28 protein-coding genes and 1 tRNA gene are annotated in these 23743 nt (G+C 64.3%); 21 read left to right on the plus strand and 8 right to left on the minus strand.

All coding sequences use genetic code 11. The features are described from left to right. Window positions 1–9 precede the first annotated feature (9 nt). Both pdxY and RIN79_RS00545 read right to left on the minus strand, forming a co-directional pair. Window positions 10–906 carry a pyridoxal kinase PdxY gene (gene pdxY / locus RIN79_RS00540; protein ID WP_309082826.1) on the minus strand — a complete coding sequence of 299 codons (897 nt, stop codon included), beginning with the start codon at window positions 904–906 and terminating at the stop codon, window positions 10–12. Beyond that, entirely contained in the window at window positions 906–1157 is a 252-nt protein-coding gene (locus tag RIN79_RS00545; protein WP_309082643.1) for a hypothetical protein, read from the minus strand. Before RIN79_RS00545 ends, pdxY begins: the two co-directional genes overlap by 1 nt. Window positions 1158–1239: 82 nt before the next feature. Between RIN79_RS00545 and RIN79_RS00550 the strand changes: the two genes are divergently transcribed. From RIN79_RS00550 to ppa, 5 genes are all read left to right on the plus strand, one after another. Next, on the plus strand, window positions 1240–1860 hold the full coding sequence (locus RIN79_RS00550; protein ID WP_309082644.1) for a LemA family protein: 621 nt from the start codon (window positions 1240–1242) through the stop codon (window positions 1858–1860). A gap of 8 nt (window positions 1861–1868) precedes the next feature. Then, window positions 1869–2687: a YgcG family protein gene (locus RIN79_RS00555; protein ID WP_309082645.1), complete on the plus strand. Its 819-nt coding sequence runs from the start codon at window positions 1869–1871 to the stop codon at window positions 2685–2687. Beyond that, window positions 2687–3328, plus strand: coding sequence for a TPM domain-containing protein (locus tag RIN79_RS00560; RefSeq protein ID WP_309082647.1), 642 nt, complete (start codon window positions 2687–2689; stop codon window positions 3326–3328). Before RIN79_RS00555 ends, RIN79_RS00560 begins: the two co-directional genes overlap by 1 nt. A 72-nt stretch (window positions 3329–3400) precedes the next feature. Beyond that, window positions 3401–3907, plus strand: a complete 507-nt coding sequence (locus RIN79_RS00565; RefSeq protein ID WP_309082648.1) for a GNAT family N-acetyltransferase — start codon at window positions 3401–3403, stop codon at window positions 3905–3907. A gap of 88 nt (window positions 3908–3995) precedes the next feature. Further along, complete coding sequence (gene ppa / locus RIN79_RS00570) at window positions 3996–4535, plus strand: inorganic diphosphatase (RefSeq protein ID WP_309082649.1); 540 nt, start codon at window positions 3996–3998, stop codon at window positions 4533–4535. A gap of 2 nt (window positions 4536–4537) precedes the next feature. Here the strand turns inward: ppa and RIN79_RS00575 are convergent, their stop codons facing one another. The 3 genes from RIN79_RS00575 to RIN79_RS00585 form a co-directional block, all read right to left on the minus strand. After that, window positions 4538–5137: a hypothetical protein gene (locus RIN79_RS00575; RefSeq protein ID WP_309082650.1), complete on the minus strand. Its 600-nt coding sequence runs from the start codon at window positions 5135–5137 to the stop codon at window positions 4538–4540. 50 nt (window positions 5138–5187) lie between these two features. Continuing rightward, window positions 5188–5988: an exodeoxyribonuclease III gene (locus RIN79_RS00580; RefSeq protein WP_309082652.1), complete on the minus strand. Its 801-nt coding sequence runs from the start codon at window positions 5986–5988 to the stop codon at window positions 5188–5190. 78 nt (window positions 5989–6066) lie between these two features. Beyond that, window positions 6067–6711 carry an outer membrane lipoprotein carrier protein LolA gene (locus RIN79_RS00585; RefSeq protein ID WP_309082653.1) on the minus strand — a complete coding sequence of 215 codons (645 nt, stop codon included), beginning with the start codon at window positions 6709–6711 and terminating at the stop codon, window positions 6067–6069. Window positions 6712–7191: 480 nt separating this feature from the next. Here RIN79_RS00585 and RIN79_RS00590 point away from each other — a divergent pair, with 480 nt between their 5' ends. Both RIN79_RS00590 and RIN79_RS00595 read left to right on the plus strand, forming a co-directional pair. Further along, window positions 7192–7536, plus strand: a complete 345-nt coding sequence (locus RIN79_RS00590; protein WP_309082654.1) for an alpha/beta fold hydrolase — start codon at window positions 7192–7194, stop codon at window positions 7534–7536. Then, window positions 7473–7928, plus strand: coding sequence for a hypothetical protein (locus tag RIN79_RS00595; protein WP_309082655.1), 456 nt, complete (start codon window positions 7473–7475; stop codon window positions 7926–7928). The genes RIN79_RS00590 and RIN79_RS00595 overlap by 64 nt, the downstream gene beginning before the upstream one ends. A 399-nt stretch (window positions 7929–8327) precedes the next feature. Here the strand turns inward: RIN79_RS00595 and RIN79_RS00600 are convergent. Further along, window positions 8328–8417: transfer RNA gene (locus RIN79_RS00600), tRNA-Ser, on the minus strand. A gap of 422 nt (window positions 8418–8839) precedes the next feature. On the opposite strand from RIN79_RS00600, the gene RIN79_RS00605 reads away from it, so the two are divergent. Then, entirely contained in the window at window positions 8840–9556 is a 717-nt protein-coding gene (locus RIN79_RS00605) for an SAM-dependent methyltransferase (RefSeq protein ID WP_309082656.1), read from the plus strand. A 72-nt stretch (window positions 9557–9628) separates the two neighbouring features. On the opposite strand, the gene RIN79_RS00610 is transcribed toward RIN79_RS00605, so the two are convergent. Further along, entirely contained in the window at window positions 9629–9841 is a 213-nt protein-coding gene (locus RIN79_RS00610) for a hypothetical protein (RefSeq protein WP_309082657.1), read from the minus strand. A gap of 438 nt (window positions 9842–10279) precedes the next feature. Here RIN79_RS00610 and rplU point away from each other — a divergent pair, with 438 nt between their 5' ends. From rplU to RIN79_RS00675, 13 genes are all read left to right on the plus strand, one after another. Further along, window positions 10280–11011: a 50S ribosomal protein L21 gene (gene rplU / locus RIN79_RS00615; protein WP_309082658.1), complete on the plus strand. Its 732-nt coding sequence runs from the start codon at window positions 10280–10282 to the stop codon at window positions 11009–11011. 97 nt (window positions 11012–11108) lie between these two features. Then, a complete protein-coding gene (rpmA, locus tag RIN79_RS00620; RefSeq protein ID WP_309082659.1) occupies window positions 11109–11378 on the plus strand; it encodes a 50S ribosomal protein L27 in 270 nt (89 codons plus the stop codon). A 117-nt stretch (window positions 11379–11495) separates the two neighbouring features. Then, entirely contained in the window at window positions 11496–12083 is a 588-nt protein-coding gene (locus RIN79_RS00625; RefSeq protein ID WP_309082660.1) for a GNAT family N-acetyltransferase, read from the plus strand. A 108-nt stretch (window positions 12084–12191) separates the two neighbouring features. Beyond that, complete coding sequence (gene obgE / locus RIN79_RS00630) at window positions 12192–13229, plus strand: GTPase ObgE (protein ID WP_309082661.1); 1038 nt, start codon at window positions 12192–12194, stop codon at window positions 13227–13229. Window positions 13230–13238: 9 nt separating this feature from the next. Next, window positions 13239–14411, plus strand: a complete 1173-nt coding sequence (gene proB, locus RIN79_RS00635) for a glutamate 5-kinase (protein WP_309082662.1) — start codon at window positions 13239–13241, stop codon at window positions 14409–14411. Continuing rightward, window positions 14395–15678: a glutamate-5-semialdehyde dehydrogenase gene (locus RIN79_RS00640; protein WP_309082663.1), complete on the plus strand. Its 1284-nt coding sequence runs from the start codon at window positions 14395–14397 to the stop codon at window positions 15676–15678. The genes proB and RIN79_RS00640 overlap by 17 nt, the downstream gene beginning before the upstream one ends. 3 nt (window positions 15679–15681) lie before the next feature. Further along, the gene (locus RIN79_RS00645) at window positions 15682–16326 is read left to right on the plus strand and encodes a nicotinate-nucleotide adenylyltransferase (RefSeq protein ID WP_309082664.1); all 645 of its coding nucleotides are present in this window, start codon (window positions 15682–15684) and stop codon (window positions 16324–16326) included. 270 nt (window positions 16327–16596) lie between these two features. Further along, window positions 16597–16971 carry a ribosome silencing factor gene (rsfS, locus tag RIN79_RS00650; RefSeq protein WP_309082665.1) on the plus strand — a complete coding sequence of 125 codons (375 nt, stop codon included), beginning with the start codon at window positions 16597–16599 and terminating at the stop codon, window positions 16969–16971. 175 nt (window positions 16972–17146) lie between these two features. Then, window positions 17147–17626, plus strand: coding sequence for a 23S rRNA (pseudouridine(1915)-N(3))-methyltransferase RlmH (gene rlmH / locus RIN79_RS00655; RefSeq protein ID WP_309082827.1), 480 nt, complete (start codon window positions 17147–17149; stop codon window positions 17624–17626). Window positions 17627–17790: 164 nt separating this feature from the next. Continuing rightward, the gene (locus tag RIN79_RS00660; protein ID WP_309082666.1) at window positions 17791–19035 is read left to right on the plus strand and encodes a murein hydrolase activator EnvC; all 1245 of its coding nucleotides are present in this window, start codon (window positions 17791–17793) and stop codon (window positions 19033–19035) included. After that, window positions 19025–20350, plus strand: a complete 1326-nt coding sequence (locus RIN79_RS00665) for a S41 family peptidase (RefSeq protein ID WP_309082667.1) — start codon at window positions 19025–19027, stop codon at window positions 20348–20350. Before RIN79_RS00660 ends, RIN79_RS00665 begins: the two co-directional genes overlap by 11 nt. Window positions 20351–20422: 72 nt before the next feature. Next, complete coding sequence (locus RIN79_RS00670; protein WP_309082668.1) at window positions 20423–21592, plus strand: divergent polysaccharide deacetylase family protein; 1170 nt, start codon at window positions 20423–20425, stop codon at window positions 21590–21592. A gap of 4 nt (window positions 21593–21596) precedes the next feature. Further along, on the plus strand, window positions 21597–22112 hold the full coding sequence (locus RIN79_RS00675) for an RNA pyrophosphohydrolase (RefSeq protein ID WP_309082669.1): 516 nt from the start codon (window positions 21597–21599) through the stop codon (window positions 22110–22112). A gap of 41 nt (window positions 22113–22153) precedes the next feature. On the opposite strand, the gene leuC is transcribed toward RIN79_RS00675, so the two are convergent. Next, complete coding sequence (gene leuC / locus RIN79_RS00680) at window positions 22154–23563, minus strand: 3-isopropylmalate dehydratase large subunit (RefSeq protein WP_309082670.1); 1410 nt, start codon at window positions 23561–23563, stop codon at window positions 22154–22156. Window positions 23564–23743 lie beyond the last annotated feature (180 nt).

Raw genomic sequence — 23743 nt, forward strand, 5'->3', positions numbered from 1 at the left:
GAGATGGACTCAGGCGCTGAGATCCCGGCCCGGCACCGGCAGATTGCGCATCTTGACCATGGCCATCGGCGAGGAAAGGCTTGCGGCGTCGGTTTGCAGCATCAGTTCGTCCGCTCCGCGCTTGGCCGCCCGCGCCAGCGCCTCGAAGACCGACGCGGTCGCCCTGCGCAGAGCGTCCGCCGGTGCAAGGCCGCGCAGCAGCCAGGCGGTAAAGAGCGCGGCCGCAAGGTCCCCCGGACCCTTGGTCGGGTTCTCGATGGCGCGATGCTCGGCAAGGTATGCTTCCTGCGGCGTGAGCAGCAGGTTTCCGATGCCGCCCGGCACCGTGCCGGGCACCGACGTGACCAGCATCATGCCCGGTTCGGTTCGCGAGGCCGCCTCCAGCGCGTCTTCGAGCGTGACGAGGTCCTCGCCGGCGATCCAGGCGAGTTCGTACCGGTTGGGCGTCGCAACATCCGAGAGCGGCAGCAGCACGTCTCGCATAGCGGCGGCCGTGGCCTCCGGCACATAGAGCCCGCCGAGATCGCCCATCACCGGATCGCAGACATAGAGCGCGCGCGGATTGCGCCGCTTGAGCGCGCCAACGAGCGAGGCCACCGCTTCCGCCTGCCCCGCCTCGCCGAGATAGCCTGAAAGCACCGCGGCAACCTCGCCGAGCCAGGGGGCATTTTCGAGGTCCCGCATCAGCGCTGCGAAGTCGGCGGTCGGCGGCACGATGCGCGTCGCCCGCCCGTGGCCGGGATGCCAGGGAAGGGTCACGGTGGGCACGGCCCAGACCGGAAAACCGAGCGTCTCCAGCGCGAAAACCGAGGCCCGGTTGCCCACCGAGCCTCGTGCGACGTGGCTGGAGACCACGATCACAGCGCGCGGGCCGTTTCCCGCATCCAAGCTTCCACCCGTATCCATCACGATCCGCCACCTGAAGCATATGCGATGAGCCAGACGATGAGGGCGACCGCAAAAGCGAGCCCGAGCATGCGCCCGATCCGCCTCCCCCAGAGCTCGGTCCAATCCTCCCCTTGCGCCTCACTCGCCGTAAAGTGACCGCGCGCGCGGGAGGCCGAGCGCAGCAGGAAGGATTGGCTGTCACGCTCCACCCGCTCCAGGATGCGGCGCGACTCCTCCTGCCGTTCCTGGTCGCTGCGTCTGTCGCCCATTCCGCCCGATCCGTGAACCGTCATTTGCTTGTGAGGCGAATAGCACTATTCTCCCGCGCGGTCGAACATCTCGGGGAGCTTCATGCCTATCGCACTACCCTTCACGCCCGGCCTGCGTGCCTTTCTCGTTCTTGTTCTGGCCCTGCCGCTGCTTTCCGCCTGCGGCTTCAATGCAATCCCCACCTATGAGGAGCAGGCGAAGGCCGCCTGGAGCGAAGTCCTGAATCAGTACCAGCGCCGTGCCGACCTCATTCCCAATCTGGTCGAGACCGTGAAGGCCTACGCTGCCCATGAGCGCGAGGTGCTGCAAAGCGTGGTCGAGGCGCGCGCCAAGGCGACCCAGGTGCAGGTCTCGCCCGAGATGCTGACCGACCCCGATGCCTTCCGCGCCTTTCAGGAGAACCAGGCGCAGCTCACGGGTGCGCTGTCGCGACTCCTCGCCGTGGTCGAGAACTATCCGGACCTGAAAGCAAACCAGAACTTCCTCGCCCTACAGGCGCAGCTCGAAGGCACGGAGAACCGCATTGCCGTCGCCCGGCGCGACTATATCGAGGCCGTCCGCCTCTACAACACCTCACTGAGAACCTTCCCGACGATCCTCTGGGCAAGATTCTGGTACACGGAAGCCGAGCCGATGCAGAACTTCACCACCACCGAGGAGAATATGAACGCGCCGAGAGTCGATTTCGGCAACGGCGGCTAAGAGCGCGCATGGCTCCGGCGGTCCGGCGGCGACTCGCCGCGTTTGTTTGCGCTTGGCTCTTTGCGCTGTCGGCATTTGCGGCCGCCGCCGCGGCGGAGCTGCCGGCCCTCACTGGCCGCGTCGTCGACAATGCAGATCTCCTTGATGCCGCCACGGAAGCGCGGCTCATCGAGAAGCTCGCCGCCTTCGAGCAGAAATCTTCCGACCAGATCGTCGTCGCCACGATCAAGAGCCTTGACGGGGAGCCAATCGAGCCTTTCGCCAATCGCCTGTTCCGCGCTTGGGGTCTTGGACAGGCGGGCGAGGATAACGGCGTGCTGCTCATCGTAGCGCTCGAAGACCGCAAGATGCGCATTGAGGTGGGCTACGGGCTGGAAGGTACGCTGACCGACCTGCATTCCAAGCTCATCATCGAGAACACAATGGTGCCGGCCTTCCGTGCTGGCGACTTCGCCGGCGGCATCAGCCGGGCGGTGGACGACATCATTACGGTGCTTGAAGGCAACGCGGCGGAACTCGAGGAGCGCGCCCGCCGGTTCGAGGAGCAGGGGGTGCCGTTCGACTGGGGGATCACGGTCTTTATCGTCATTTGGGCGGTCGTCTTCTTCGGCGGCATGGCCGGCGCGATCCTGCCGCCGATCTTCGGCCGGAAAATCGCACCCAACCGCTACCGCTGGCTGGGCATGAATTTCACCTATGGCTCGGGTGGGAGGCGCCGTGGCCGGTCCGCCGGCGGGTGGTCGTCGGGAGGCCGGTCTTCGGGGGGCGGGGGCTTTTCCGGCGGGGGCGGCTCGTCCGGGGGCGGCGGCGCGTCGGGGGGCTGGTGATGGCGAACGGCAATATTCTGACCGGGGAGGAACGGGCGCGGGTGGCAGAGGCGATCCGCCAGGCCGAGGGAAGGACCTCAGGCGAGATCTATTGCGTGCTCGCCCGCGCAAGCGACAGCTATTTCTTCCCCGCCGCCTTCTTTGTCAGCCTGTCGATCCTCCTCTTCAGCCTGCTCGCCAGCTTCTTTCTTCACCATTGGTGGATTTCCGTCAGGCCGGGCAGCCTCGTTATGACGCAGCTTGCTGCGATCGGCGCCGCGCTCCTGCTGCTCGAGGTCTTCCCGCGCCTGCGCATCCATTTCGTCCCGCGCCGCCTGCGCTACCGCCGCGCCCACGACAACGCGCTGCGGCAGTTCCTTTCCCGCAACATCCACGCCACCGGCGGGCGCACGGGCGCGCTGATCTTCGTCTCCCTCGCCGAGCGCTATGCGGAGGTCGTCGCCGATGCGGGTATCGGTGCGCGCGTGCCCCAGGAGCGCTGGAACGAAGCTGTGGCGATTCTCATTCGCCACGCCGCCGGCAGCAGGCTGGCGGACGGGCTAGTGGAGGCCGTGCAAATCGTAGGCACGGAGCTGTCCACCCACTTCCCGCCGGGAACCGTCAACCCGGACGAACTCGACAATCATGTGGCGGAAATCTGACTCTCCGCTGCCATCCAGGATTGCCTTGGAGCCGCTTGCCAGCCGCCGCCCGACGCAGCTATGGTTAATGCCATGAAGACGCTTTCGATCGACATCAGACGGGCGGATCCGCAGGACGCGGAAGCCATCGCTGCTGTCCACGACCGCGCCTGGCGCGGCGCCTATGTGGGCATCATCCCGCATCGCGCGCTGAACGCGATGATCGGCCGGCGGGGCCCGCGCTGGTGGGCGAACGCCATCCGCCGCTCTGCCACGGTCCTGGTGCTGGAGATCGGCGGCGAGATCGCCGGCTATGCCACGCTCGGCCGCAACCGGGCGCGCGAATTGAAGCAGGCGGGGGAGATCTACGAGCTCTATCTCGGCCCCGAATACCAGGGCATCGGCCTTGGCCGGCGCCTCTTCCAGGCGGCGCGCGAGATGCTCGCCGCGCATGGCATGAAGGGTCTCGTCGTCTGGGCGCTCGAGGAGAACACGAGTGCGGTCTCCTTCTATCAAGGCGCGGGCGGCCGCGATGCGGCCGAGGGCGTCGAGGTCTTCGACAGCAAGGCCCTGCGCAAGATCGCCTTCGTCTGGGATTGAGCGCCCCCGCGCCCGTGAGCCCATACGCCGCATTGCCTGGCTTCGCGTAAGCCGCTAGGCACGCGGCCCAATTCACATCGGAGCCATCATGCGCATCGAAGCCATTTCCATCGGCGACAATCCGCCGGAAGACGTGAACGTCATCATCGAAGTGCCCGTTGGCGGGCAGCCGATCAAATACGAGATGGACAAGGAAGCCGGCACCCTCATCGTCGACCGCTTCCTCTATACGCCGATGACATATCCGGGGAATTACGGCTTCGTCCCGCACACGCTCTCCGACGACGGCGACCCGATCGACGTGCTGATCTGCAACACGCGCCAGCTCATACCCGGCTGCGTAATCAATGTGCGGCCGATCGGCGTGCTCGTCATGGAGGACAACAAGGGCCAGGACGAGAAGGTCATCGCCGTCCCCTCGCCGCATCTGACCCGCCGCTATGAGAAGGTGTTCAACTACACCGACCTGCCGGAGATCACGCTGCAGCAGATCCAGCATTTCTTCGAGCACTACAAGGATCTGGAGCCCGGCAAATGGGTGAAGATCGGCGACTGGGGCGACGCCGCCGTCGCCCGCCGCCTCATCTCGGAAGCGATCGAGCGGGCCAAGGGGGCGGCGAAAACCTGACCTTATTCGCTGCGCGTGAAGTCCGGCAGGGGAATGCTGCTGGCGGCGGTCACCGGCTGGTCTGAGCCGCAGGCGAAACTGCGCGCCTTATCGTCGGCAATCCGCCGCGCCTGCGCGTTGGCGTCCCTGTTGCCTGTCGCCACCACATAGCCGACGGCGCAGCCCTGCCATTCCCCGATCCGGCCCACCTTGTGGACGACGAGCACCTCGATCTGCCTGTCCGGTTCCTCCGGATTGGCCGATACGAACCAGCGATGGATCGCGGCAAAGGGTTTTTCGCCGGTCCCGTCCCTCTCGACGCGCCATTCGATCTTCGGTCCGGCATTGTTGAAGGCGGAAAAGGATTCCCATGCGAGATCGCGGCCCTGCGGCGGAAAGCCATAGAACAGGGATTCACGCGCGTCGCTGCAATGGATGAAGACCGGAAAACCCTTGTAGCCGGAGCAGACCAGATTACTCCAATCGCCGTCCCCCTCGGCCGCGCTTGCGTAGACCGTGCAATCCCGCATGGGATTGAGCTCCGTATAGGCGCTGGCGATTTCCTGGGCCCCCGCAGGACCGGCGACGGTGAGAAAGGACGTAATGGCAAGCGGAAGACGCATGATCATGTCTCCTCGTTCAACGTCCTGCCGGAACCGGGCGATCCCGTGCCTCAGCCGAATCCGGCGATGACCGGCACGTGGTCAGACGGGCGGTCCCAGCCGCGCGCGTCGCGCAGCACTTCAATCCGACCCAGCGCCGAGGCCAGATCGGCAGACGACCAGATATGGTCGAGCCTTCGGCCGCGATTGGAAAGGACCCAGTCCCTGGCGCGGTAGCTCCACCAGGTGAAGAGCTTTTCCTCGGGCGGAATATGCTGCCGCATGACATCCACCCAGCCGCCGCCCTCGCGCACGGTTTCCAGACCTTCGGTTTCCACCGGCGTGTGGCTCACCACATTCAGCATCTGCTTGTGCGACCAGACATCCGTCTCCAGCGGCGCGACATTGAGATCGCCCACCAGGATGCTTCCCGTATTCGCCTCGCCGGCGGGGCGCACCTCGCGCATTTCCTGTAGGAAGTCGAGCTTGTGGCGGAATTTCGGATTGATCTCGGGATCGGGTTCGTCGCCGCCGGCCGGCACGTAGAAATTGTGCAGCAGCACCCGCCGTCCATCCACATCGACCAGGGTCGAGAGGTGACGGCAGTCGATGAGGCCGCAGAAGCTGCGCCGCTCCACCACTTCAAGCGGCCGGCGCGAGATGGTGGCCACCCCGTGATAGCCCTTTTGCCCGTGGATCTCGATATGGCCGTAACCAAGCTTGCGGAAGCCTGAATAGGGGAATTGGTCGTCCGGGCATTTGGTCTCCTGGAGGCACAGCACATCCGGCTGATGTTCCTCCAGGAAGCGCTGGACGATCGGCAGGCGCAGGCGGACGGAGTTGATGTTCCAGGTGGCAATTTTGAAGGGCATGTTTCGTTCCGACTTTTCGCAGCCGGAATAGACCGCCGGCAGCGCCCACACAAGCGCTTCCGGCGGCATGGCGCGCGATCAGTTCGCCTGGCGAGCCAGCGCGTTGACGCGGCGGTAGTCGATGTGGAAGACGCTCTGATCGAAGGTGACGCCTGTCTTCACGTTGAAGATCATCACCGTCGTGTCCCGACCCTGGGCGTCGCTGATCGTCCACTGCTTCAGGTCATAGGTCTTTGAATCGAACATCATGGTGATCGTCGAGTTGTTGCCCATCTGCCGGTCGAGGAGCCGCACCGTCGTGAGATCCGGTTCCACCTTGACGTCCTGCACATTTGCGGCGGAGAGGTCGATGCGTTCCCCGAGCAGGACCTGCAGCGGCGTCTGCGACAGCGAATAGATCTGCACCGTGTCCATCTTCTTGTTCTCGAGCACCACAGTCCTCCCGTCGGAGGTGACGCGGAATTGCGCCGGCGGCTCGTAGTCGAAGCGCAGCTTGCCCGGCCTTTCGATGTAGAATTTTCCGCCCGTCTGCTCGCCGCGCGGGCCAAACTGCACGAACTCGCCGGTCATGGTGCGCACGCTGGAAAAATGCTGCGCGATTCGCTGGGCTATGTCCGACTGGGCGGCGGCGGGTCCCGCAAGGCCGAATATCAGCACGGTGAGTGCGAGGATCGAGTACCGCGCCAGGCGCAGCACGCCATTCCGCTCGGCAATTCTGGTCATGGATCGTTGTTCTCCGAAACTGGCCCCATAGCCGGCATATAGAGCGGCAACGGGGCCGAAATTAGGCTTCGGCCAATCGGCCGCAGCGTTTTTGGCCCGACTGCTGGCTGGCCGGCTTTCCGAAGCACCTCTTGTTCGTGGAAAACGGGTGCTTGCAGATGGTTCGGTGTGTCCGCTGGCGGTTTTGATACAGTGGCCGCGACTTGAGCCGGTGTGCAATGCCAAGAATGAGAGCCAATTTCCGACGTCTCGCGCGCGGACTGCAGCACTCATTCATGCACGGGCATTGAGCGAAGACGGCGCTCGTGAGGTTCATCACTAGGCGGCCGCCGACGAAGTGGCCGGACGTCCAGACGGCTCGTTCACCCAGCTGCCATGGAACCTAACCATGTAGAGCAAGTTACACGGTTATTCTGCTGCTAACTCCTATTACGAAGTTAAGCGGTTACACAATTCGGGAAAGCAGCCCAGGAGGGAAGCATGCTCGACCTCGACAAGACCAAGCAGAAAACGGTCAAAGTGGATGGCGTTGATCTTTTCTATCGCGAAGCGGGGCAACGTGGTGCGCCGGGTTTGCTTCTTCTCCACGGCCAGCCTTGCTCCTCGTTTTATTTTCGCAACATCATCACCCCCTTGGCAGAGGTAGCTCATGTGGTCGCGCCGGACTCGCCCGGTTTCGGCTTTACTGAAGCTCCCGACGACTACGAGTACACTTTTGATGCCATGGCTCGAACGATCGATGCTCTGACACGCAGGTTGGGATGGACCAGTTCTTTCTCTACGTCCATGATTTCGGGTCGCCTGTCGCCTATGCCCTGGCGCTGAAATATCCTGAACGCGTGCTCGGACTTATCATTCAGAATGGCAACGCCCATGAAGAGGGCCTCGGGTCGGCCTGGGATCTGGTCAGATCATATTGGGCTGAGCCTACCCCCGAAAACCGTGCGAAACTGCCGGAATGGCTCAACTTCGAGGGAGTGAAGCATACCTACGTGGGTGGCATACCAGATCGCCTCGTGCCCTTTTTTGCACCTGAGGGCTGGCATCTAGACTGGGAGCGAATGAGCCAGCCTGGACGTGTCGAGATTCAGTTCCGCATCTTTTCAGACTATGCTTCCCACGTGGACCGCTTTCCCGAATTTGCGGCCTATCACCGCGATCATCAGCCGCCCGCACTACCTGCTCTGGGGGCGGCACGACCCGTACTACCAGATTGATGAAGTTTTCGCATATGCAAGAGATCTCGATCGGATCGACATGCACATTTACGACGGGGCACATCTTCTACTCAAGACGCATCATCAGGAATGCTCGACGCTGATGCGTAACTTCATCATCAATGTGCAATCAGATAAAACAGAGCTTTAACGGCTACTCTCGGGCTGGTGAGTTGGATAGCCAGCCTATCCGGTTCTATCATGTGTCGCCATTCGCTCGGCGGCCCGCCAGTAGGTCGAGCTAAGCTGTTGTTCCATTCGTAGCAACTGAGCCTCACGCGCTAGTCGCCCCACATTCTAGCTAACCTGGCGCGGGGGTGCCGCTGGGGATCGAGGTTCCGGCCGACCGACCGCAGATAAGCAGCGTCTATCGCACCAAAAAGGGCAATCGGCGGTTTATGGCGGAGAGGGGGGGATTCGAACCCCCGATACCCTTGCGAGTATGCCGCATTTCGAGTGCGGTGCATTCAACCACTCTGCCACCTCTCCAAGCCCTTCAAGGACACCCTCAAAATTCAATTTAGCGACTGTGGTTGAAATCGCCGTTTGCTACCGAATTCCACCGAGCGTCCTTGGCCGCGCGCCTCTTTAGCGCCAACTGCAGGGCATCGTCAACGCGAGAGGCCGCGTCATCCTGCATGCCCGAGCAGCACATGGGAATATGGGGCCAGGGCAAGGCCGGCGCGAGAGCATCCGGGGCGTTCGGACGCTACTTCGGATGGACGTCGTCGTCAGTAGATGCCTGGCCTCGGCAATGGCAGTCGTGAACGAGCGGTGCCCGTCAGGGACTTTCGTCCCTCTTGCATTCGCTCGCTAACCTCTTCTTAGTCTTTCTTAACGGGGCTCCCATCGAGGATTGTTTTGGTGCGCGGCTGCTGTTGAACGAGTGACAGTTGAGTTCAGGGGCCACAATGATTTCCGAGCAAAGTTCTACCGTCGCCGACACTCCCGTCCGCAATCCCTATACAGATCGCACGAGCCTTGAATTCCGCTTTCGCACCCGGCGCTTTGCCAAGGTGCGTGCGCTGATCGAGGACGCCCTCGCAGAAAAGGGAAGCGCGCGAATCCTCGATCTTGGCGGGACCGAAGTCTATTGGCTCATTGGCGAAGATTTCATTCGGCAGAATCGCCACCGCCTGACAATCACACTGGTCAATTTGGAGCGCGAGACCGTCCGGGACTCCGTCTTGTTCACCGCTCTTGTTGGCGACGCCGCCGATCCGGACCTCTTCGCCGGCGAGCAATTCGACCTGGTTCACTCCAATTCCGTCATCGAACACGTTGGCGGTTGGGATCGCATGCAGCAGTTCGCCGCCAATACCAAGCGGCTATCCAAGCGCTACTACGTGCAGACGCCCAACTACTGGTTCCCTTATGAGCCGCATTTCCGGTTCCCGGGATTCCAGTATTTGCCCGCGCGTCTTCGCACCTCGCTCGTCCAACGGTACTCCCTCGGCTTTTTCCCTCGTATTGACGATGCGGAGGAAGCCCGTCACATCGTGGAGCATCACACGCTCATCTCGACGCGCCAAATGCGGGCTTTGTTCGCCGATTCCAAGATCAGTCACGAAAAGATCTTCGGCATCAACAAGTCGATCATTGCTGTTCGCGGGGATCGGCTTGGCTGACCTTCAGGCTGCTTTCCGGGTCCCGGTTGCGAAGCAGTCAAGGACCCCCTTACGGGGTCGGGGCTGCACACTTCAGCGTCCTTCCCACTGGTTTTTGCCAACTCCCCCTGCCTGCTTCCTGCGCGCCTCCCGCACAAATCGGGAGCGCAGCATGTGCAATGCCGCCGCCGCCTCGATCAGTTCGAGCTGTGCTAGGCGCACGCCGCCAAGCGAAGCGACATTGCCGGTCTCGACGTCAATGACCTCCCACGTGCCGTCGGCACGCTGGCGAGCATCGTACTGCATGTGTGGGTCCCTTCTTCGGGGAACAGAACTTTCGTGTCTCGGCGATGTTCCTGGTCCGGAATTCTTGCCTGAGGCGGGAACATCCTATCATTTGTTAAGTTAGACGCTTCGTAGCTTCGGAGCCTTACGCTCCTGCAGCTGCTTCGGCGCCTTGTTCGGCCTTCGACAGGGCGGCACCCGCTTCGAGGCCACGGCGATCGCACCCCGTGGCCTCGTTGCGACGAACCGTCACCGGTAAATGGCAAGGATATGCGCTCGTCCACGGGCTCGCCTTGACCTTTGTCTCCTGCTCCGGTATGGGAACGCGAACCTGCGGCGTGGAGCCTCTCCGCGCCGCTTGTTTCATGGGGCTAAAGTCCCGATCCAACGACTGATAAAAAGACGGCGGGCCGCCCTCGGGGAGGTCCAGACCGGACCGGACACCGAAAGGCAAGAAAGATGTTCGCAGTCCTCAAGACAGGCGGCAAGCAGTACCGCGTCGCCGCCAATGACGTGCTTCAGATTGAAAGACTGGCCGGCGAGATCGGCGAGATCGTGCAGATCGGCAATGTGCTCGCCGTGGGCGAGGGCGAGAATGTCACCATCGGTGCGCCCTTTGTCGAAGGCGCCAGCGTGGCGGCGGAAGTGGTCGAGCAGGGCCGCGGCCCCAAGGTGATCGCCTTCAAGAAGCGCCGCCGGCAGAATTCGCGCCGCAAGCGCGGCCATCGCCAGCTTCTGACGACGGTACGCATCGCCGAAATCCTCCTGGACGGCGCCAAGCCCTCGAAGAAGGCAACGGCCAAGCCGGCCGCCAAGGCCGAGGACAAGAGCGAAGCCAAGGCCGAGCAAAAGCCGGCCAAGCCCAGGAAGGAAGCAGAGCCGAAAGCGCAGACGGGCGAGACCGAGGCCGCGCCCAAGAAGGAGACTGCTTCCGCTAAAAAGGAATCCGCTCCGAAGAAGGGCAAGGCGGCTACCCTCTTCACCGCGCCCGAGGGCGAGCCGGATGATCTTACCGTCATAAAGGGGATCGGTCCGGTGGCCGCCGAGCAGCTCAAGGAGCAGGGCCTCACCACTTTTGCCCAGCTTGCCGCTCTGACGGATGAGGATATCGCCCGGATCGACGCGGCGATGCCCTTCAGCACGGATCAGATCCGCGACTGGCGCGAGCAGGCCACCAAGCTGGCGCAATAAAGCCGGGACTCTGGCCCCAGGGAAGACATTTGCATTTGGACGCACGTGCGTTCATAAGGGAATCGAAGGCGCTCTTCGGGCGCAAAGGAGTTGAGTCATGGCACACAAGAAAGCTGGCGGTTCGTCGCGCAACGGTCGCGATTCTGAATCCAAGCGCCTTGGCGTGAAGAAGTTCGGCGGCGAGACCGTGCTCGCGGGCAATATCATCGTGCGTCAGCGCGGGACCAAGTGGCACCCCGGCACCAATGTCGGCATGGGGAAGGACCACACGCTTTTTGCGCTTCAAACGGGCGCGGTTGCCTTCGCGAAGAAAGCCAACGGCCGAACCTATGTGTCGGTAAACCCGATTACGGAAGCAGCGGAGTAGCCGGTTCCGCGTCAAGACACCGGCGACCCATCTGGGAGCCCGGTGTCCGGCAGAATCCGGAAAAGGTTCAGGGGAGATGGGTCGCCATCTCCCCTTAATTTTTGTCCGGAGGAAGCCATGGTTGCCGAATATGAAGAGGCCGAGGGTGAAAGTCTAAGCATCGAGTGTCCCGTTCTCGTGACCGAGCGCCTGGTCCTGCGCCCGCCCCATGAGGACGACATTCCCGAAATGGCGGAGCTTGCCAACAGCCGCCGCGTGGCGGAGATGCTCTCGCGCATGCCGCATCCCTATTCGGAGGCGGACGCGGCGGCCTTCGTGCGCGGCAGCCGGTCGAGGGACCGCTCCGGCTGCCACTACGCCGTCGCGCTCGCCGACAGCGGGGCCTTCATCGGCTGCGCCGGACTTGACACGCGCGAACATGGCCTGGAGCTCGGCTATTGGATCGGCGAGCCCTATTGGGGGCGGGGCTATGCCACCGAGGTGGCGCATGCGCTGGTCGATCTCGCCTTCCGCGCTACCGACATCGACAAGCTCAACGTCTCCTGCCGCGTCATCAATGATGGCTCGCGCCGCGTTATCCATAAATGCGGCTTCCAGTATGTCGGCCAGGGCATGATGGATTCGGTGGTGGCGGGCAAGGTGCCGGTGGAGCGCTACCAGCTCGACCGCAGGACCTGGGTCAGCCTCAGAAGCTGGGGAACTTGACGCCGGCCGGCGGCGCGGGCGGCGAAAAGGCTGCCCGCCCTCGCCAGCGCCCTCGCGCTTCGCCGCCCGATGCGCTAGAGGGGTCCGGCACAACGAGCAGCTGACGCTATGAAATTTCTCGATCAGGCCAAGGTTTACATCCGTTCCGGCGATGGCGGCGCCGGCGCGGTCTCGTTCAGGCGCGAGAAGTTCATCGAGTTCGGCGGCCCCGACGGGGGCGACGGCGGACGCGGCGGCGATGTCTGGGTGGAGGCGGTGGAAGGTCTCAACACCCTGATCGACTACCGCTACCAGCAGCATTTCAAGGCCAAGCCCGGCGTACACGGCATGGGCCGCAACCGCACGGGCGCCAAGGGCGCCGACGTGGTGCTGAAAGTCCCGGTGGGCACGCAGATCTATGAAGAAGACAATGAGACGCTGATCTGCGATCTCACCCGGGTCGGCCAGCGCTACCGCCTCGCCGAGGGCGGCAATGGCGGCTTCGGCAACCAGCATTTCAAATCCTCCACCAACCAGGCGCCGCGCCGGGCCAATCCCGGCCTCCCGGGTGAAGAGCGCTGGGTGTGGCTGCGCCTCAAGCTGATCGCCGATGCCGGCCTTGTTGGCCTGCCCAATGCAGGCAAGTCCACCTTTCTCGCCGCCGTCACCGCGGCGAAGCCCAAGATCGCCGATTATCCTTTCACCACCTTGCATCCCAATCTGGGCGTGGTGCGCGTCGACGCGCGCGAATTCGTTTTGGCGGACATCCCCGGCCTGATCGAAGGCGCCCATATGGGCGTGGGTATTGGCGACCGGTTTCTCGGCCATGTGGAGCGCACGCGCGTGCTCCTGCACCTCGTCTCGGCGCGCGAGGAGGATGTCGCCGCGACGTATAGGTCCGTGCGCGGCGAGCTGAAAGCCTATGGCCATGGACTTGCCGAAAAGCCGGAAGTGGTGGCGCTGAGCCAGGCCGACCTGCTGGACGAAGAGGCGCGGACGGAAAAGATCGCATCGCTGAAGAAGGCGGCGCGCCGTAAGCCGCTCCTCCTCTCCTCCGCCACAGGCGAAGGCGTGCAGGAGGTTCTGCGCGCGCTCCTGCGGGTCGTGGATGAGGCCCGCGAGGAGGAAAGCGCTGCGGAGGCGACTGATGACCGCTGGAAGAGGTAGGCGGCTTTCATGAACCGCATCTCCCTCACCTCCTATCGCCGCGTCACCGTCAAGATCGGCTCGGCCCTGCTCGTGGATCGGACCACGGGCCTGAAACGCGAGTGGCTCGCCGCGCTCGTCGACGACATTGCGCGGCTCGCCGCGTCAGGAACGGAAGTGCTGGTGGTCTCCTCCGGCGCCATCGCGCTCGGGCGCACCGTGCTCGGCCTTGGCAGGCGGACATTGCGGCTGGAGGAAAGCCAGGCTGCGGCGGCGGTCGGGCAGATCGCCCTTGCCGGCGCCTGGTCGGGCGAGCTCGGCCGCCATGGCCTGATCTCCGGCCAGGTGCTCGTCACGCTCGGCGATACCGAGGAGCGGCGGCGCTACCTCAATGCACGCGCCACGATCTCGACGCTGCTCAGGATGAAGGCCATTCCGGTCATCAATGAGAACGACACGGTCGCCACCAGCGAAATCCGCTATGGCGACAACGACCGGCTCGCCGCGCGCGTGGCCACGATGATGGGCGGCGACCTCCTTGTTCTTCTGTCCGATGTCGACGGGCTTTATACCGCGCCGCCGGAACGCGACCCTCAGGCCCGCTTCATTCCGGTCGTGGATGCGATCACGCCGGAGATCATGGCGCTCGGAGGCGAGGCGGCGTCGGAACTTTCGCGCGGCGGCATGCGCACCAAGCTGGACGCCGGCCGCATCGCCACCGCCGCCGGCACGGCGATGGTCATCGCCTCCGGAAAAGAGCTTAACCCCCTCTCCGCGATCGAGCGGGGGGCACGCGCGACCCTTTTCCGGCCGAGCCCCACGCCCGTGCGCGCCTACAAGACCTGGATCGCCGGCCAGCTTGAGCCGGCAGGCCGGATCACCATAGACGAGGGTGCGCTCCGGGCCTTGCTCGCCGGAAAAAGCCTCCTGCCGGCCGGCGTGAAAAAAGTACAGGGTGCCTTTTCGCGCGGCGACACTGTGGCCATCATCGGCCCCGATGGGCTGGAAGCCGGGCGCGGGCTGATTGCCTATGATGCCGCGGATGCCGTAAAGATCGCCGGACTGAAGACCGAGGCGATCGCTGCCGCGCTCGGCTACGAGGCGCGGGCGGCGATGGTGCACCGGGACGATCTGGTGCTTTCCCGGCATGCTGCGAGGCCGGACGAGCGCAAGGTGGAGGGTAGCGATGCTGCAGGCGCGTGAGCGGACTGGCGAGATTTCCGCCCTTATGGCGGAGCTTGGCCGGCGGGCTCGCGCCGCCGCACGGCCTCTTGCCGTTGCGAGCACGGACCAGAAGAATAAGGCGCTCGCCGCGATGGCCGACGCGCTCGAGGCGAGCGGAGCCAAAATCCTCGCGGCCAATGCCGTCGACATGGAGCGCGGCAGGGCGGCCGGCCTTTCCTCGGCACTGCTCGACCGGCTGAAACTGGAGCAGAATCGCATCGCGGCGATGGCGGAGGGCATTCGCGCCATCGCCGGACTGGAGGACCCCGTCGGGAAGGTGATCGCCGAATGGGATCGGCCGAACGGCCTTCATATCGAGCGGGTGCGCACGCCGCTCGGCGTTATCGGCGTCATCTACGAGAGCCGGCCCAATGTGACGGCGGATGCCGGCGCGCTCTGCCTGAAGGCGAGCAATGCGGTGATCCTGCGGGGCGGATCCGATTCAGCCAGTTCCTCGGCCGCCATCCACGCCTGCCTTGTCGAAGGCCTTCGCGTCGCGGGCCTCCCCGAAGATGCGATCCAGCGCGTGCCGGTGACGGACCGCGAGGCGGTGGGCGAGATGCTGCAGGGGCTTTCCGGCAATCTCGACGTAATCGTGCCGCGCGGCGGGCGCAGCCTCGTCGAGCGGGTGCAGAATGAGGCGCGCGTGCCCGTCTTCGCGCATCTGGAAGGCATCTGCCATCTCTATGTCGACAGATCCGCCAAGCTCGACATGGCCGTCCCGCTCACGGTGAACGCCAAGATGCGGCGCACCGGCATTTGTGGCGCCGCGGAAACGCTGCTCGTCGACCGTGCCGCGGCCGACACCCATCTCGTGCCGATCCTGGAGGCGCTGGCGGCGGCAGGCTGTGAGATCCTCGGCGACGAGGGCGTGCGTGTGCGCTTCCCGTCAGCAGGCCCTGCCACCGAAGAGGACTGGCGCACAGAGTATCTCGACGCCATCATCTCGGTGCGGCTGGTCGACGGCATTTCCGCAGCGATAGAACATATCGAGACCTATTCGTCGCACCACACCGAGGCGATCATCGCCGAGGACAGTGCGGCGGTGGGGCGGTTCTTCAACGAGATCGATTCCGCCATCCTCCTGCACAATGCTTCCACCCAGTTCGCCGATGGCGGCGAGTTCGGCATGGGCGCGGAGATCGGCATCGCCACGGGAAAGATGCATGCACGCGGTCCGGTCGGCGTGGAGCAGCTCACATCCTTCAAGTACCGCGTACGCGGCGCCGGACAGATCCGGCCCTGACGGATGGTCTCGTTCGAGGAGGACGTTCCGCCGCAATATTTCCGCATGCCCCATGTGGAAAAGGGCATGGCCGTCGGGCTTTTCGGCGGCTCCTTCAATCCGCCTCATGCGGGCCACGCGCTTGTCGCTGAAACGGCGCTGCGCCGCCTGAAACTCGATCAGATCTGGTGGATTGTCACCCCCGGCAATCCTCTGAAGGACCATCGCGGCCTTGCTCCACTGCCGCATCGTATCGCACTTTCCGAAGCGCTTGTCGGCGATCCGAGGATCAAGGTGACCGCCTTCGAGGCGAAGCATCGGATCCGTTTCACGGCCGATACCATCGGGCTCGTGCGGGCCCGTAACCCCGGCGTCCATTTCGTCTGGATCATGGGCGCCGACAGTCTGCGCAGCTTCCATCGCTGGGAACGCTGGCGGAAGATTGCGCAGAGCGTGCCTATCGCGGTGGTGGACCGACCCGGCGCCACCCTTTCCTTCCTCTCCTCCACCATGGCCAAGGCGTTCGACCACGCACGGATCGACGAATCGGACGCCGCCAAGCTTGCCCGGACGATGCCGCCAGCTTGGACCTTCATCCACGGCCCGCGTTCATCGCTTTCCTCCACCGCGTTGCGGGCGGCATCGAAAGCCGGGAAGGCTTTGGGCTGAGTTCCCGCGTCGCATGGCGAAACACCTCCACGACCGGCCTCCGCTTCTGGACAGGTGCGTGCCTTGCCCATCAAGAAATCATGAAAGCCCGGCGAGGCGTGGGAACACTGCTATCGCCGACGCGTTTTTATGATCGGAGGAACAAGCTGTCTTGAAACTTACAAGCTTGTCTGCCTATCTATAGTTGTCTGGCGGCGTACCGCCTGACATCGTTGTTCTTGTCGGAAAGGAAAGACACTGAGAACAGCACTTCAGAGGAAGGCAGCCATATTGCCTTCACCGGCCGGGACAGGTGATCTGAGCTTGTCTCGAGCCTTGGAAACAACGCTCCGGAGTCTTGAAGACTCGAAAGCGGAAAACATCGTTCCCATCGACATTCAGGGCAAGTCGCCGCTGGCGGACTACATGATCGTAGCCTCCGGCCGGTCGCACCGTCACGTTGCGGCTGTGGCGGACCACCTGATCCGCGCCTTGAAGGATGCCGGGTTCGGCAATGCGCGGGTGGAAGGCCTGTCGAGCGCCGACTGGGTGTTGATCGACGCGGGCGACATCATTGTCCACGTGTTTCGCCCGGAGGTCCGGGAGTTCTACAACATCGAGAAGATGTGGCAGACTCCTGACCTGGAGGACGAGACGCTGCACTAAGGCGGAATGCCGCCGGTGACGCCCGGAAGGGCCTGAGGCCTCGACGCGGTGCGCTCGCGCGCTGAAGAACTAGGGGGCGTTAGGCGCGGCTCTACGCTTGGGAGGCTGGTGGCCGGCGGTTGGTCGGCACCGGCCCTACGCCGCAGCACGGCCACCGAAACCGGACGAGGCGCCGATTCGCATTTCCATTCACGCTGTGGGCAGCTTGAAAGCCGGCCCGGAACGGGAGCTTGCCGAGCGCTACCTGAAGCGTCTCGCCAAGGCCGGACCTGCTGTCGGCCTGGAATTTTCTGGCGTCAGAGAAATCGCCGAAAGTCGTGCCAGAACGGATCTCGAGCGCAAGCGCGAGGAAGGCCGCAGGCTGCTTGATTTTCTCGGCGACGGCACCCTCTTGTTGCTTGACGAGAAGGGCAGGAATTTTTCCTCGCGGGAGATCGGCGGACGGCTCGCCGGCTTTCGCGACAGAGGCGTTCGGCACCTTGTCATAGCCATAGGCGGCGCGGACGGTCACGACGAGGAGTTGCGGTCGAGAGCCGATTTGTGGCTTTCCTTCGGCGCCCAGACCTGGCCACATCAGCTCGTCCGCGTCATGCTCGCCGAGCAGCTCTATCGCGCGACCACCATCCTTTCCGGTCACCCCTATCACCGGGAATGACCGCCGGCCGCCCGTTGTGGAGAACAATCGGTCGGCGAGTTGTCGATTGCGGTTGCGGGGCAGGCATGGTTGATGCTTCGTTAACGATCTATTTCTAGGTTGGGGTGCCTCGAGATCACGACGGAGAGGGGAACGTGCCATCGGTCAGCTATCCTGGAGGAGCCATGTTCGCGGCGGCTCTCGTGCTGACTGGGGTTTTCTCCACGCTCTCCTCTGCGCAGACCGTGGACAGTCTCGAACTGCGTCAGACGGAAAGTGTTGAGGAGTATCGCCGCCTCTCGCAAGAAATCGCGCTGTCGGAGAAACGCCAGGCCGAAATCGCGGCGGAGATCGCGGCCGTGAAAGACGACAGCGCCGCCCTGACCGCCTCCCTAATCCAGGCGGTGAAGACCGAGCGGAAGCTCGGCGAGGACATAGCCGAAATCCAAGGCCGGCTCAAAGACCTCGGCCGCCAGGAACAGGAAGTCCGGCTGTCGCTGGCCAGCCGCAGCGCCACGCTCGCGGAAGTGCTCGGCGCCTTGCAGCGGATGGGGCTCAATCCGCCGCCCGCCATTCTGGTGCGGCCGGAGGATGCCCTCTCCTCCGTGCGCAGCGCCATCCTTCTCGGTGCCGTCGTGCCTGAGCTGCGCGGCGAGACGGAGCTGCTCGCCGCCGACCTCGACGCGCTCACCCGGGTGAAGGTGTCGATAGCCGCCGAGCAGCAGCGGCTGCAGCTGAAGCGCACCGAGCAGGCGGAGGAGAAGCAGCGGCTTTCCCTTCTTCTGGCAGAGAAGCGGCGCATGCAGGGCGAAGCGGAACAACGCATGGAGGCGGAGCGCAAGCAGGCACAGGAGCTCGCGGAGCGCGCAACAAGCCTGCAGGAGCTGATCAGTTCGCTCGAAGGCGAGATCGAGGCGCTGCAGAAGGTGCTGGAGGCGCGGCAAAGCGCAGACGAGGGAAATCTGCTCTCCGATGTCCTGCCCTTCGCCCGGCGCGCTGGGCTTTTGCCGCTGCCGGTTTCCGGCGAATTCGCCAAGCATTTCGGCGAGGAGGACGGAACCGGGAGTACCCTTAAAGGCGACATTCTAAGGACACAATCGGGCGCAATCGTCACCGCGCCGGTGGACGGCACGGTGCTTTATGCGGGACCTTTCCGATCATACGGACAGCTATTGATACTGAACCCGGGCGATGGCTATCATATAGTGCTTGCCGGGATGGATCGGCTGAATGTTTCGCTGGGGCAATCGGTCCTGGCTGGCGAGCCGGTAGGCATGATGGGCGAGGCGCGGCTGGCGAGCATTGCTGCTTCAACTCTGGATGGCACCGTGCCGGAATTGTATGTGGAATTCAGGAAAGACGGGAAACCCATCGACCCGAAGCTCTGGTGGGCTCGGGAACTCTCTGGAAGGACGGGAAATGATACGTAAATTGTCGCTCTTGTTTGCCGGCGCGCTGATGGGTGCGTCTGCCGTAAGCCTCGTCTACGGGACGAACGGCACGGCAGCCAACGCGGCAGGATCGGAGACCTATCGCCAGCTTGCCATTTTCGGCGACATTTTCGAGCGCGTGCGCGCCCAATATGTGACGCCGCCGGACGAGAAGCAGCTGGTCGAGAACGCGATCAACGGCATGCTTACCGCGCTTGATCCCCACTCGTCCTACCTCAATGCAGACGCCGCGCAGGATATGCGCGTGCAGACCAAGGGCGAGTTCGGCGGGCTCGGCATCGAGGTCACGATGGAGAACGAGCTGGTCAAGGTGGTGGCGCCCATCGACGACACGCCCGCAGCGCGCGCAGGCATCCTTTCCGGCGACCTCATCGAGAAGATCGACGGGGAGGAAGTGCGCGGGCTGACGCTTGAGGACGCTGTCGACAAGATGCGCGGCCTCGTCAACACGCCGATCGAGCTCACCGTCCTGCGCGAGGGGCAGTCGAAGCCGCTCACCTTCACCATCGTCCGCGACATCATCAAGGTGCAGGCGGTCAAGTCCCGCGTCGAGGGCGACGTGGGCTATATCAAGATCTCCACCTTCAACGAGAACACGTCGGACGATCTGAAGAAGGCGATCGAGAGGATTGAGCAGGAGGTTCCGGCCGACAAGCTGAAGGGCTTTGTGCTCGATCTGCGTCTCAACCCCGGCGGCCTGCTCGACCAGGCGGTGGCCGTATCCGACGCCTTCCTGGAGCGCGGCGAGATCGTGTCCACGCGCGGTCGCGAGGCGACGGACATCGCCCGCTTCGGATCGGAGCCCGGCGACCTGACGCAAGGTAAGCCCGTGGTGGTGCTCATCAATGGCGGCTCCGCCAGCGCCTCGGAGATCGTCGCCGGCGCCCTGCAGGACCATCGCCGCGCCACCCTGGTCGGCACCCGCTCCTTCGGCAAGGGGTCGGTGCAGACGATCATCCCGCTCGGCGAGAACGGCGCCCTGCGGCTGACCACGGCGCTCTACTACACGCCGTCCGGCCAATCCATCCAGGGCAAGGGCATCACGCCCGACATCAAGGTCGAGCAGCCGCTCCCGGAGGAACTGCAGGAGGACGTAGCGACCCGTGGCGAGTCCGATCTTCGCGGGCATATCCGCGGCGAGGGCGAAACCGACGAAGGCTCGGGCTCCATCGCCTATGTGCCGCAGGATCCGGCGGAGGATGAGCAGCTGAAATACGCCCTCGACCTCGTGCGAGGCGTCAAGACCGACCCGGCCTTCCCGCCGAGCCCCGACAAGGCGGTCCTCAACCAGTAAGCAAAGCCGGCGCATCCCGAAGTCGGGGTGCGCCGCCGCTCGCGCGCGGGCAACGGGGTATCGCGGGGGCGCATGGAACCGGGTCGCACCGAAATCGATGAGCCGCTCGGCCTTGACGGGCCGCCGCAGCGCCCTTCCGGCTGGCGGCGCGCCGGCGCCGCCGTCCTGATCTTCTGCGCCGTAGCGGCAATAGGGGGTGTGGGCGCAATCGCCTGGGATGGCTGGCGTGTCTCGACCCCGCCCTCCGTAGCCGTGTCGGCCCTGCGGACAGCGCCTGCCAAACCGGCTGAGCTGGCCGAGGCCGAACCCGTCCTACCGACCGCCGAAAGCACCTCCGTCCGGCCGAGCCCCTCCATCATCCGCGTCGATCCGGCCGAACCGCCAGCCGGCGAAAACGTCATCGTCATCCGCGACCCGTCCAGCCACGGCCAGAATCCGCGCGTTGCGCACCTGCCGGACCGGGCTCTCATCGAACATTCCGAACTCGGCCCTCTTCCGGCGCGGGGCGCGGGCGGGCGGCGTCCTTTCGACGCCTATGCCCGGCCATGGTCCGGCGCGCGCGGCGCGCGCATCGCCATCGTGATCGGCGGGCTCGGCATATCGCAAACGGGCACCCAGGAGGCGATCGAGAAACTGCCGCCCGAGATTACCCTCGCTTTCGCTCCCCTCGGCAACAGCCTGTCGCGCTGGATGCAGACGGCCCGGCGCGACGGCCACGAGATCATCATGCAGGTGCCGCTCGAGCCGATCGGCTACCCCGCGAGCAATCCGGGTCGCTACACGCTCCTCACCGGCGCCGATCCCGACACCAACCTGGTCAATCTGCATCGTGTGCTTGCGCGCATCACCAACTATACCGGCGTCATGAACTATATGGGCGCGCGCTTCACGTCGGATCCCGAAGCCATGGACCTGCTCATGGGCGAGCTCGCGCAGCGCGGGCTTCTCTATGTGGACGACGGCTCCTCGGCCCGCAGCCTGGCGGAGCAGGTCGCGCTCGCGAAAGGCGTTCCCTTTGCCGCCAGCGATGAAATCATCGATCAGGAGCGTGAGCGCGGCGCGATTCTGGCCAAGCTCGACGAGCTGGAGCGCATCGCGCGGGCGCGGGGTTTTGCCGTGGGCAGCGGTTCGGCCCTGGAAGCAACGGTCGAGACCGTCTCTGCCTGGGCCGACGAGGTCAGGAAACGCGGCATCGAGCTCGTTCCGATCTCGGCGGTGGCATTCGATCCGGAGCGGAGTTGAGCCGATGGCAAGCGTGGTGAAGCCCGATGATCTGCCTTATCGTCCCTGTGTGGGCGTGATGGTGCTCAACTCCGCCGGGCAGGTCTGGGCCGGGCGGCGCATTCGGGAGACGGCCACGGAGTTGGACGGCGCCACCATGCTCTGGCAGATGCCGCAGGGCGGCATCGACGAAGGCGAGGACCCGCTCGAAGCGGCGCGCCGGGAGCTCTATGAGGAGACCGGCATCCGCAGCGTCTCCTTCCTAGCCGAGGCGCCCGGCTGGATCACCTATGACCTGCCGGAGCACCTCGTCGGCAAGGCGCTGAAGGGCCGCTATCGCGGGCAGAAGCAGAAATGGTTCGCCTTCCGCTTCGAGGGCGAGGAGAGCGAGATCGTCATCAACCCGCCGCCCGGAAACAACGAGGCGGAATTCGACGCCTGGGCTTGGAAGCCCATGGAGGAGCTTCCGAAGCTGATCGTGCCGTTCAAGCGCCGCGTTTACGAGGAAGTCGTCGCGGCCTTCAGCCATCTGGTGAGGTAGGCACCTCTAAATCCCGACGGGAGATAGAGATGCCAGACCGTCTACCGCCACTCCCTGATATCGACAAAGTGCCCGGCGATCGCGGCCGCCGCCGCCATGGCCGGCGAGACCAGATGCGTACGCCCCTTGAAACCCTGGCGGCCCTCGAAGTTGCGGTTCGAGGTGGAGGCGCAGCGCTCGCCCGGCTTTAGCCGGTCGTCGTTCATGGCAAGGCACATGGAGCAGCCGGGCTCGCGCCAATCGAACCCTGCCTCGATGAAGATCTTGTCCAGCCCCTCAGCCTCGGCCTGCGCCTTCACGAGGCCCGAGCCCGGCACGATCATGGCGTTGACGCGCTCATTCACCTTTCGGCCTTCCACGACCTTGGCGACGGCGCGCAGATCTTCGATGCGGCCATTGGTGCAGGAGCCGATGAAGACACGGTCAAGGGCGATATCGGTGATCTTCGTGCCTGGTGTCAGCCCCATATATTCCAGCGCGCGCTTCTTCGACATGCGCTTGTTCTCGTCCTCGATCTGGTCCGGATCGGGGACATAACCGGTGACCGAAACCACGTCCTCAGGGGACGACCCCCAGGTCACGATGGGCGGCAGCGTGGCCGCATCCAGCTTCACCACGCGGTCGAAATGTGCGCCCTCGTCCGTATGCAGCGTCTCCCAATAGGCGCGGGCCATGTCCCAGGCCTGTCCCTTGGGCGCGCGCGGGCGGTCCTTGATATAGGCATAGGTCGTCTCGTCCGGCGCGATCATGCCGGCCCGGGCGCCGCCCTCGATCGACATGTTGCAGATCGTCATGCGGCCTTCCATCGAGAGCGAACGGATCGCCTCGCCGGCGTATTCGATCACGTGGCCGGTACCGCCCGCCGTGCCGATCTCGCCGATGATGGCGAGGATGATGTCCTTGGCGGTGACGCCCTCCGGCAGCTTCCCGTCCACTTGGACGAGCATGTTCTTCGCCTTGCGCTGGATCAGCGTCTGGGTGGCCAGCACGTGCTCCACCTCAGATGTGCCGATGCCGTGCGCCAGCGCGCCGAAGGCGCCGTGTGTCGAGGTGTGGCTGTCGCCGCAGACGATCGTCATCCCCGGCAGGGTGAAGCCCTGCTCGGGCCCGACGATATGCACGATGCCCTGGCGGCGGTCGGCCTCGTTATAATATTCGATGCCGAAATCCACGGCGTTCCTCGCCAGCGCCTCGACCTGAATGCGGCTTTCCTCGTTCTTGATGCCGAATTTCCGGTCCGGCGACGTGGGCACGTTGTGGTCGACGACGGCGAGGGTCTTTTCCGGGTGGCGGACGGCGCGGCCGGCCATGCGCAGACCCTCGAAGGCCTGCGGGCTGGTCACCTCATGTACCAGATGCCGGTCGATATAGAGGAGACAGGTGCCGTCGTCCTGCCGGTCGACCACATGGTCGTCGAAAATCTTGTCATAGAGCGTGCGCGGTGCGGTCATGTCAGAAATCCTGGAAGCGGAGAAGGAATGCCCAAAGGGCGGCGTCTTGTCCGCTCAGGGAAGTCGGCAGAGCAGCGCGCCGGAAATGCGCGCGAAGAAGCGGCCGGGCAGGCGCTTTACGTCCTGCAGCACGAATGCCTTGGCAGCTTCTGTGGCCAGTTCTTGTTCCATGACTGGTTA

Origin of the sequence: Chelativorans sp. (assembly GCF_031180965.1) — a bacterium.
Lineage (GTDB): Bacteria > Pseudomonadota > Alphaproteobacteria > Rhizobiales > Rhizobiaceae > Chelativorans.

What these genes read in the sequence shown, in the direction of transcription:
- RIN79_RS00595 (WP_309082655.1), top strand. Translation starts at nt 7,473, where the DNA reads ATGGACCAGTTCTTTCTCTACGTCCATGATTTCGGGTCGCCTGTCGCC.
- RIN79_RS00545 (WP_309082643.1), bottom strand. Translation starts at nt 1,157, where the DNA reads ATGGGCGACAGACGCAGCGACCAGGAACGGCAGGAGGAGTCGCGCCGC.
- RIN79_RS00610 (WP_309082657.1), bottom strand. Translation starts at nt 9,841, where the DNA reads ATGCAGTACGATGCTCGCCAGCGTGCCGACGGCACGTGGGAGGTCATT.
- RIN79_RS00560 (WP_309082647.1), top strand. Translation starts at nt 2,687, where the DNA reads ATGGCGAACGGCAATATTCTGACCGGGGAGGAACGGGCGCGGGTGGCA.
- RIN79_RS00565 (WP_309082648.1), top strand. Translation starts at nt 3,401, where the DNA reads ATGAAGACGCTTTCGATCGACATCAGACGGGCGGATCCGCAGGACGCG.
- RIN79_RS00605 (WP_309082656.1), top strand. Translation starts at nt 8,840, where the DNA reads ATGATTTCCGAGCAAAGTTCTACCGTCGCCGACACTCCCGTCCGCAAT.
- pdxY (WP_309082826.1), bottom strand. Translation starts at nt 906, where the DNA reads ATGGATACGGGTGGAAGCTTGGATGCGGGAAACGGCCCGCGCGCTGTG.
- RIN79_RS00670 (WP_309082668.1), top strand. Translation starts at nt 20,423, where the DNA reads ATGGAACCGGGTCGCACCGAAATCGATGAGCCGCTCGGCCTTGACGGG.
- RIN79_RS00590 (WP_309082654.1), top strand. Translation starts at nt 7,192, where the DNA reads ATGCTCGACCTCGACAAGACCAAGCAGAAAACGGTCAAAGTGGATGGC.
- RIN79_RS00645 (WP_309082664.1), top strand. Translation starts at nt 15,682, where the DNA reads ATGGTCTCGTTCGAGGAGGACGTTCCGCCGCAATATTTCCGCATGCCC.
- RIN79_RS00575 (WP_309082650.1), bottom strand. Translation starts at nt 5,137, where the DNA reads ATGCGTCTTCCGCTTGCCATTACGTCCTTTCTCACCGTCGCCGGTCCT.
- rpmA (WP_309082659.1), top strand. Translation starts at nt 11,109, where the DNA reads ATGGCACACAAGAAAGCTGGCGGTTCGTCGCGCAACGGTCGCGATTCT.
- ppa (WP_309082649.1), top strand. Translation starts at nt 3,996, where the DNA reads ATGCGCATCGAAGCCATTTCCATCGGCGACAATCCGCCGGAAGACGTG.
- proB (WP_309082662.1), top strand. Translation starts at nt 13,239, where the DNA reads ATGAACCGCATCTCCCTCACCTCCTATCGCCGCGTCACCGTCAAGATC.
- RIN79_RS00585 (WP_309082653.1), bottom strand. Translation starts at nt 6,711, where the DNA reads ATGACCAGAATTGCCGAGCGGAATGGCGTGCTGCGCCTGGCGCGGTAC.
- obgE (WP_309082661.1), top strand. Translation starts at nt 12,192, where the DNA reads ATGAAATTTCTCGATCAGGCCAAGGTTTACATCCGTTCCGGCGATGGC.
- RIN79_RS00665 (WP_309082667.1), top strand. Translation starts at nt 19,025, where the DNA reads ATGATACGTAAATTGTCGCTCTTGTTTGCCGGCGCGCTGATGGGTGCG.
- leuC (WP_309082670.1), bottom strand. Translation starts at nt 23,563, where the DNA reads ATGACCGCACCGCGCACGCTCTATGACAAGATTTTCGACGACCATGTG.
- RIN79_RS00675 (WP_309082669.1), top strand. Translation starts at nt 21,597, where the DNA reads ATGGCAAGCGTGGTGAAGCCCGATGATCTGCCTTATCGTCCCTGTGTG.
- RIN79_RS00660 (WP_309082666.1), top strand. Translation starts at nt 17,791, where the DNA reads ATGTTCGCGGCGGCTCTCGTGCTGACTGGGGTTTTCTCCACGCTCTCC.
- RIN79_RS00580 (WP_309082652.1), bottom strand. Translation starts at nt 5,988, where the DNA reads ATGCCCTTCAAAATTGCCACCTGGAACATCAACTCCGTCCGCCTGCGC.
- rplU (WP_309082658.1), top strand. Translation starts at nt 10,280, where the DNA reads ATGTTCGCAGTCCTCAAGACAGGCGGCAAGCAGTACCGCGTCGCCGCC.
- RIN79_RS00640 (WP_309082663.1), top strand. Translation starts at nt 14,395, where the DNA reads ATGCTGCAGGCGCGTGAGCGGACTGGCGAGATTTCCGCCCTTATGGCG.
- RIN79_RS00625 (WP_309082660.1), top strand. Translation starts at nt 11,496, where the DNA reads ATGGTTGCCGAATATGAAGAGGCCGAGGGTGAAAGTCTAAGCATCGAG.
- RIN79_RS00550 (WP_309082644.1), top strand. Translation starts at nt 1,240, where the DNA reads ATGCCTATCGCACTACCCTTCACGCCCGGCCTGCGTGCCTTTCTCGTT.
- RIN79_RS00555 (WP_309082645.1), top strand. Translation starts at nt 1,869, where the DNA reads ATGGCTCCGGCGGTCCGGCGGCGACTCGCCGCGTTTGTTTGCGCTTGG.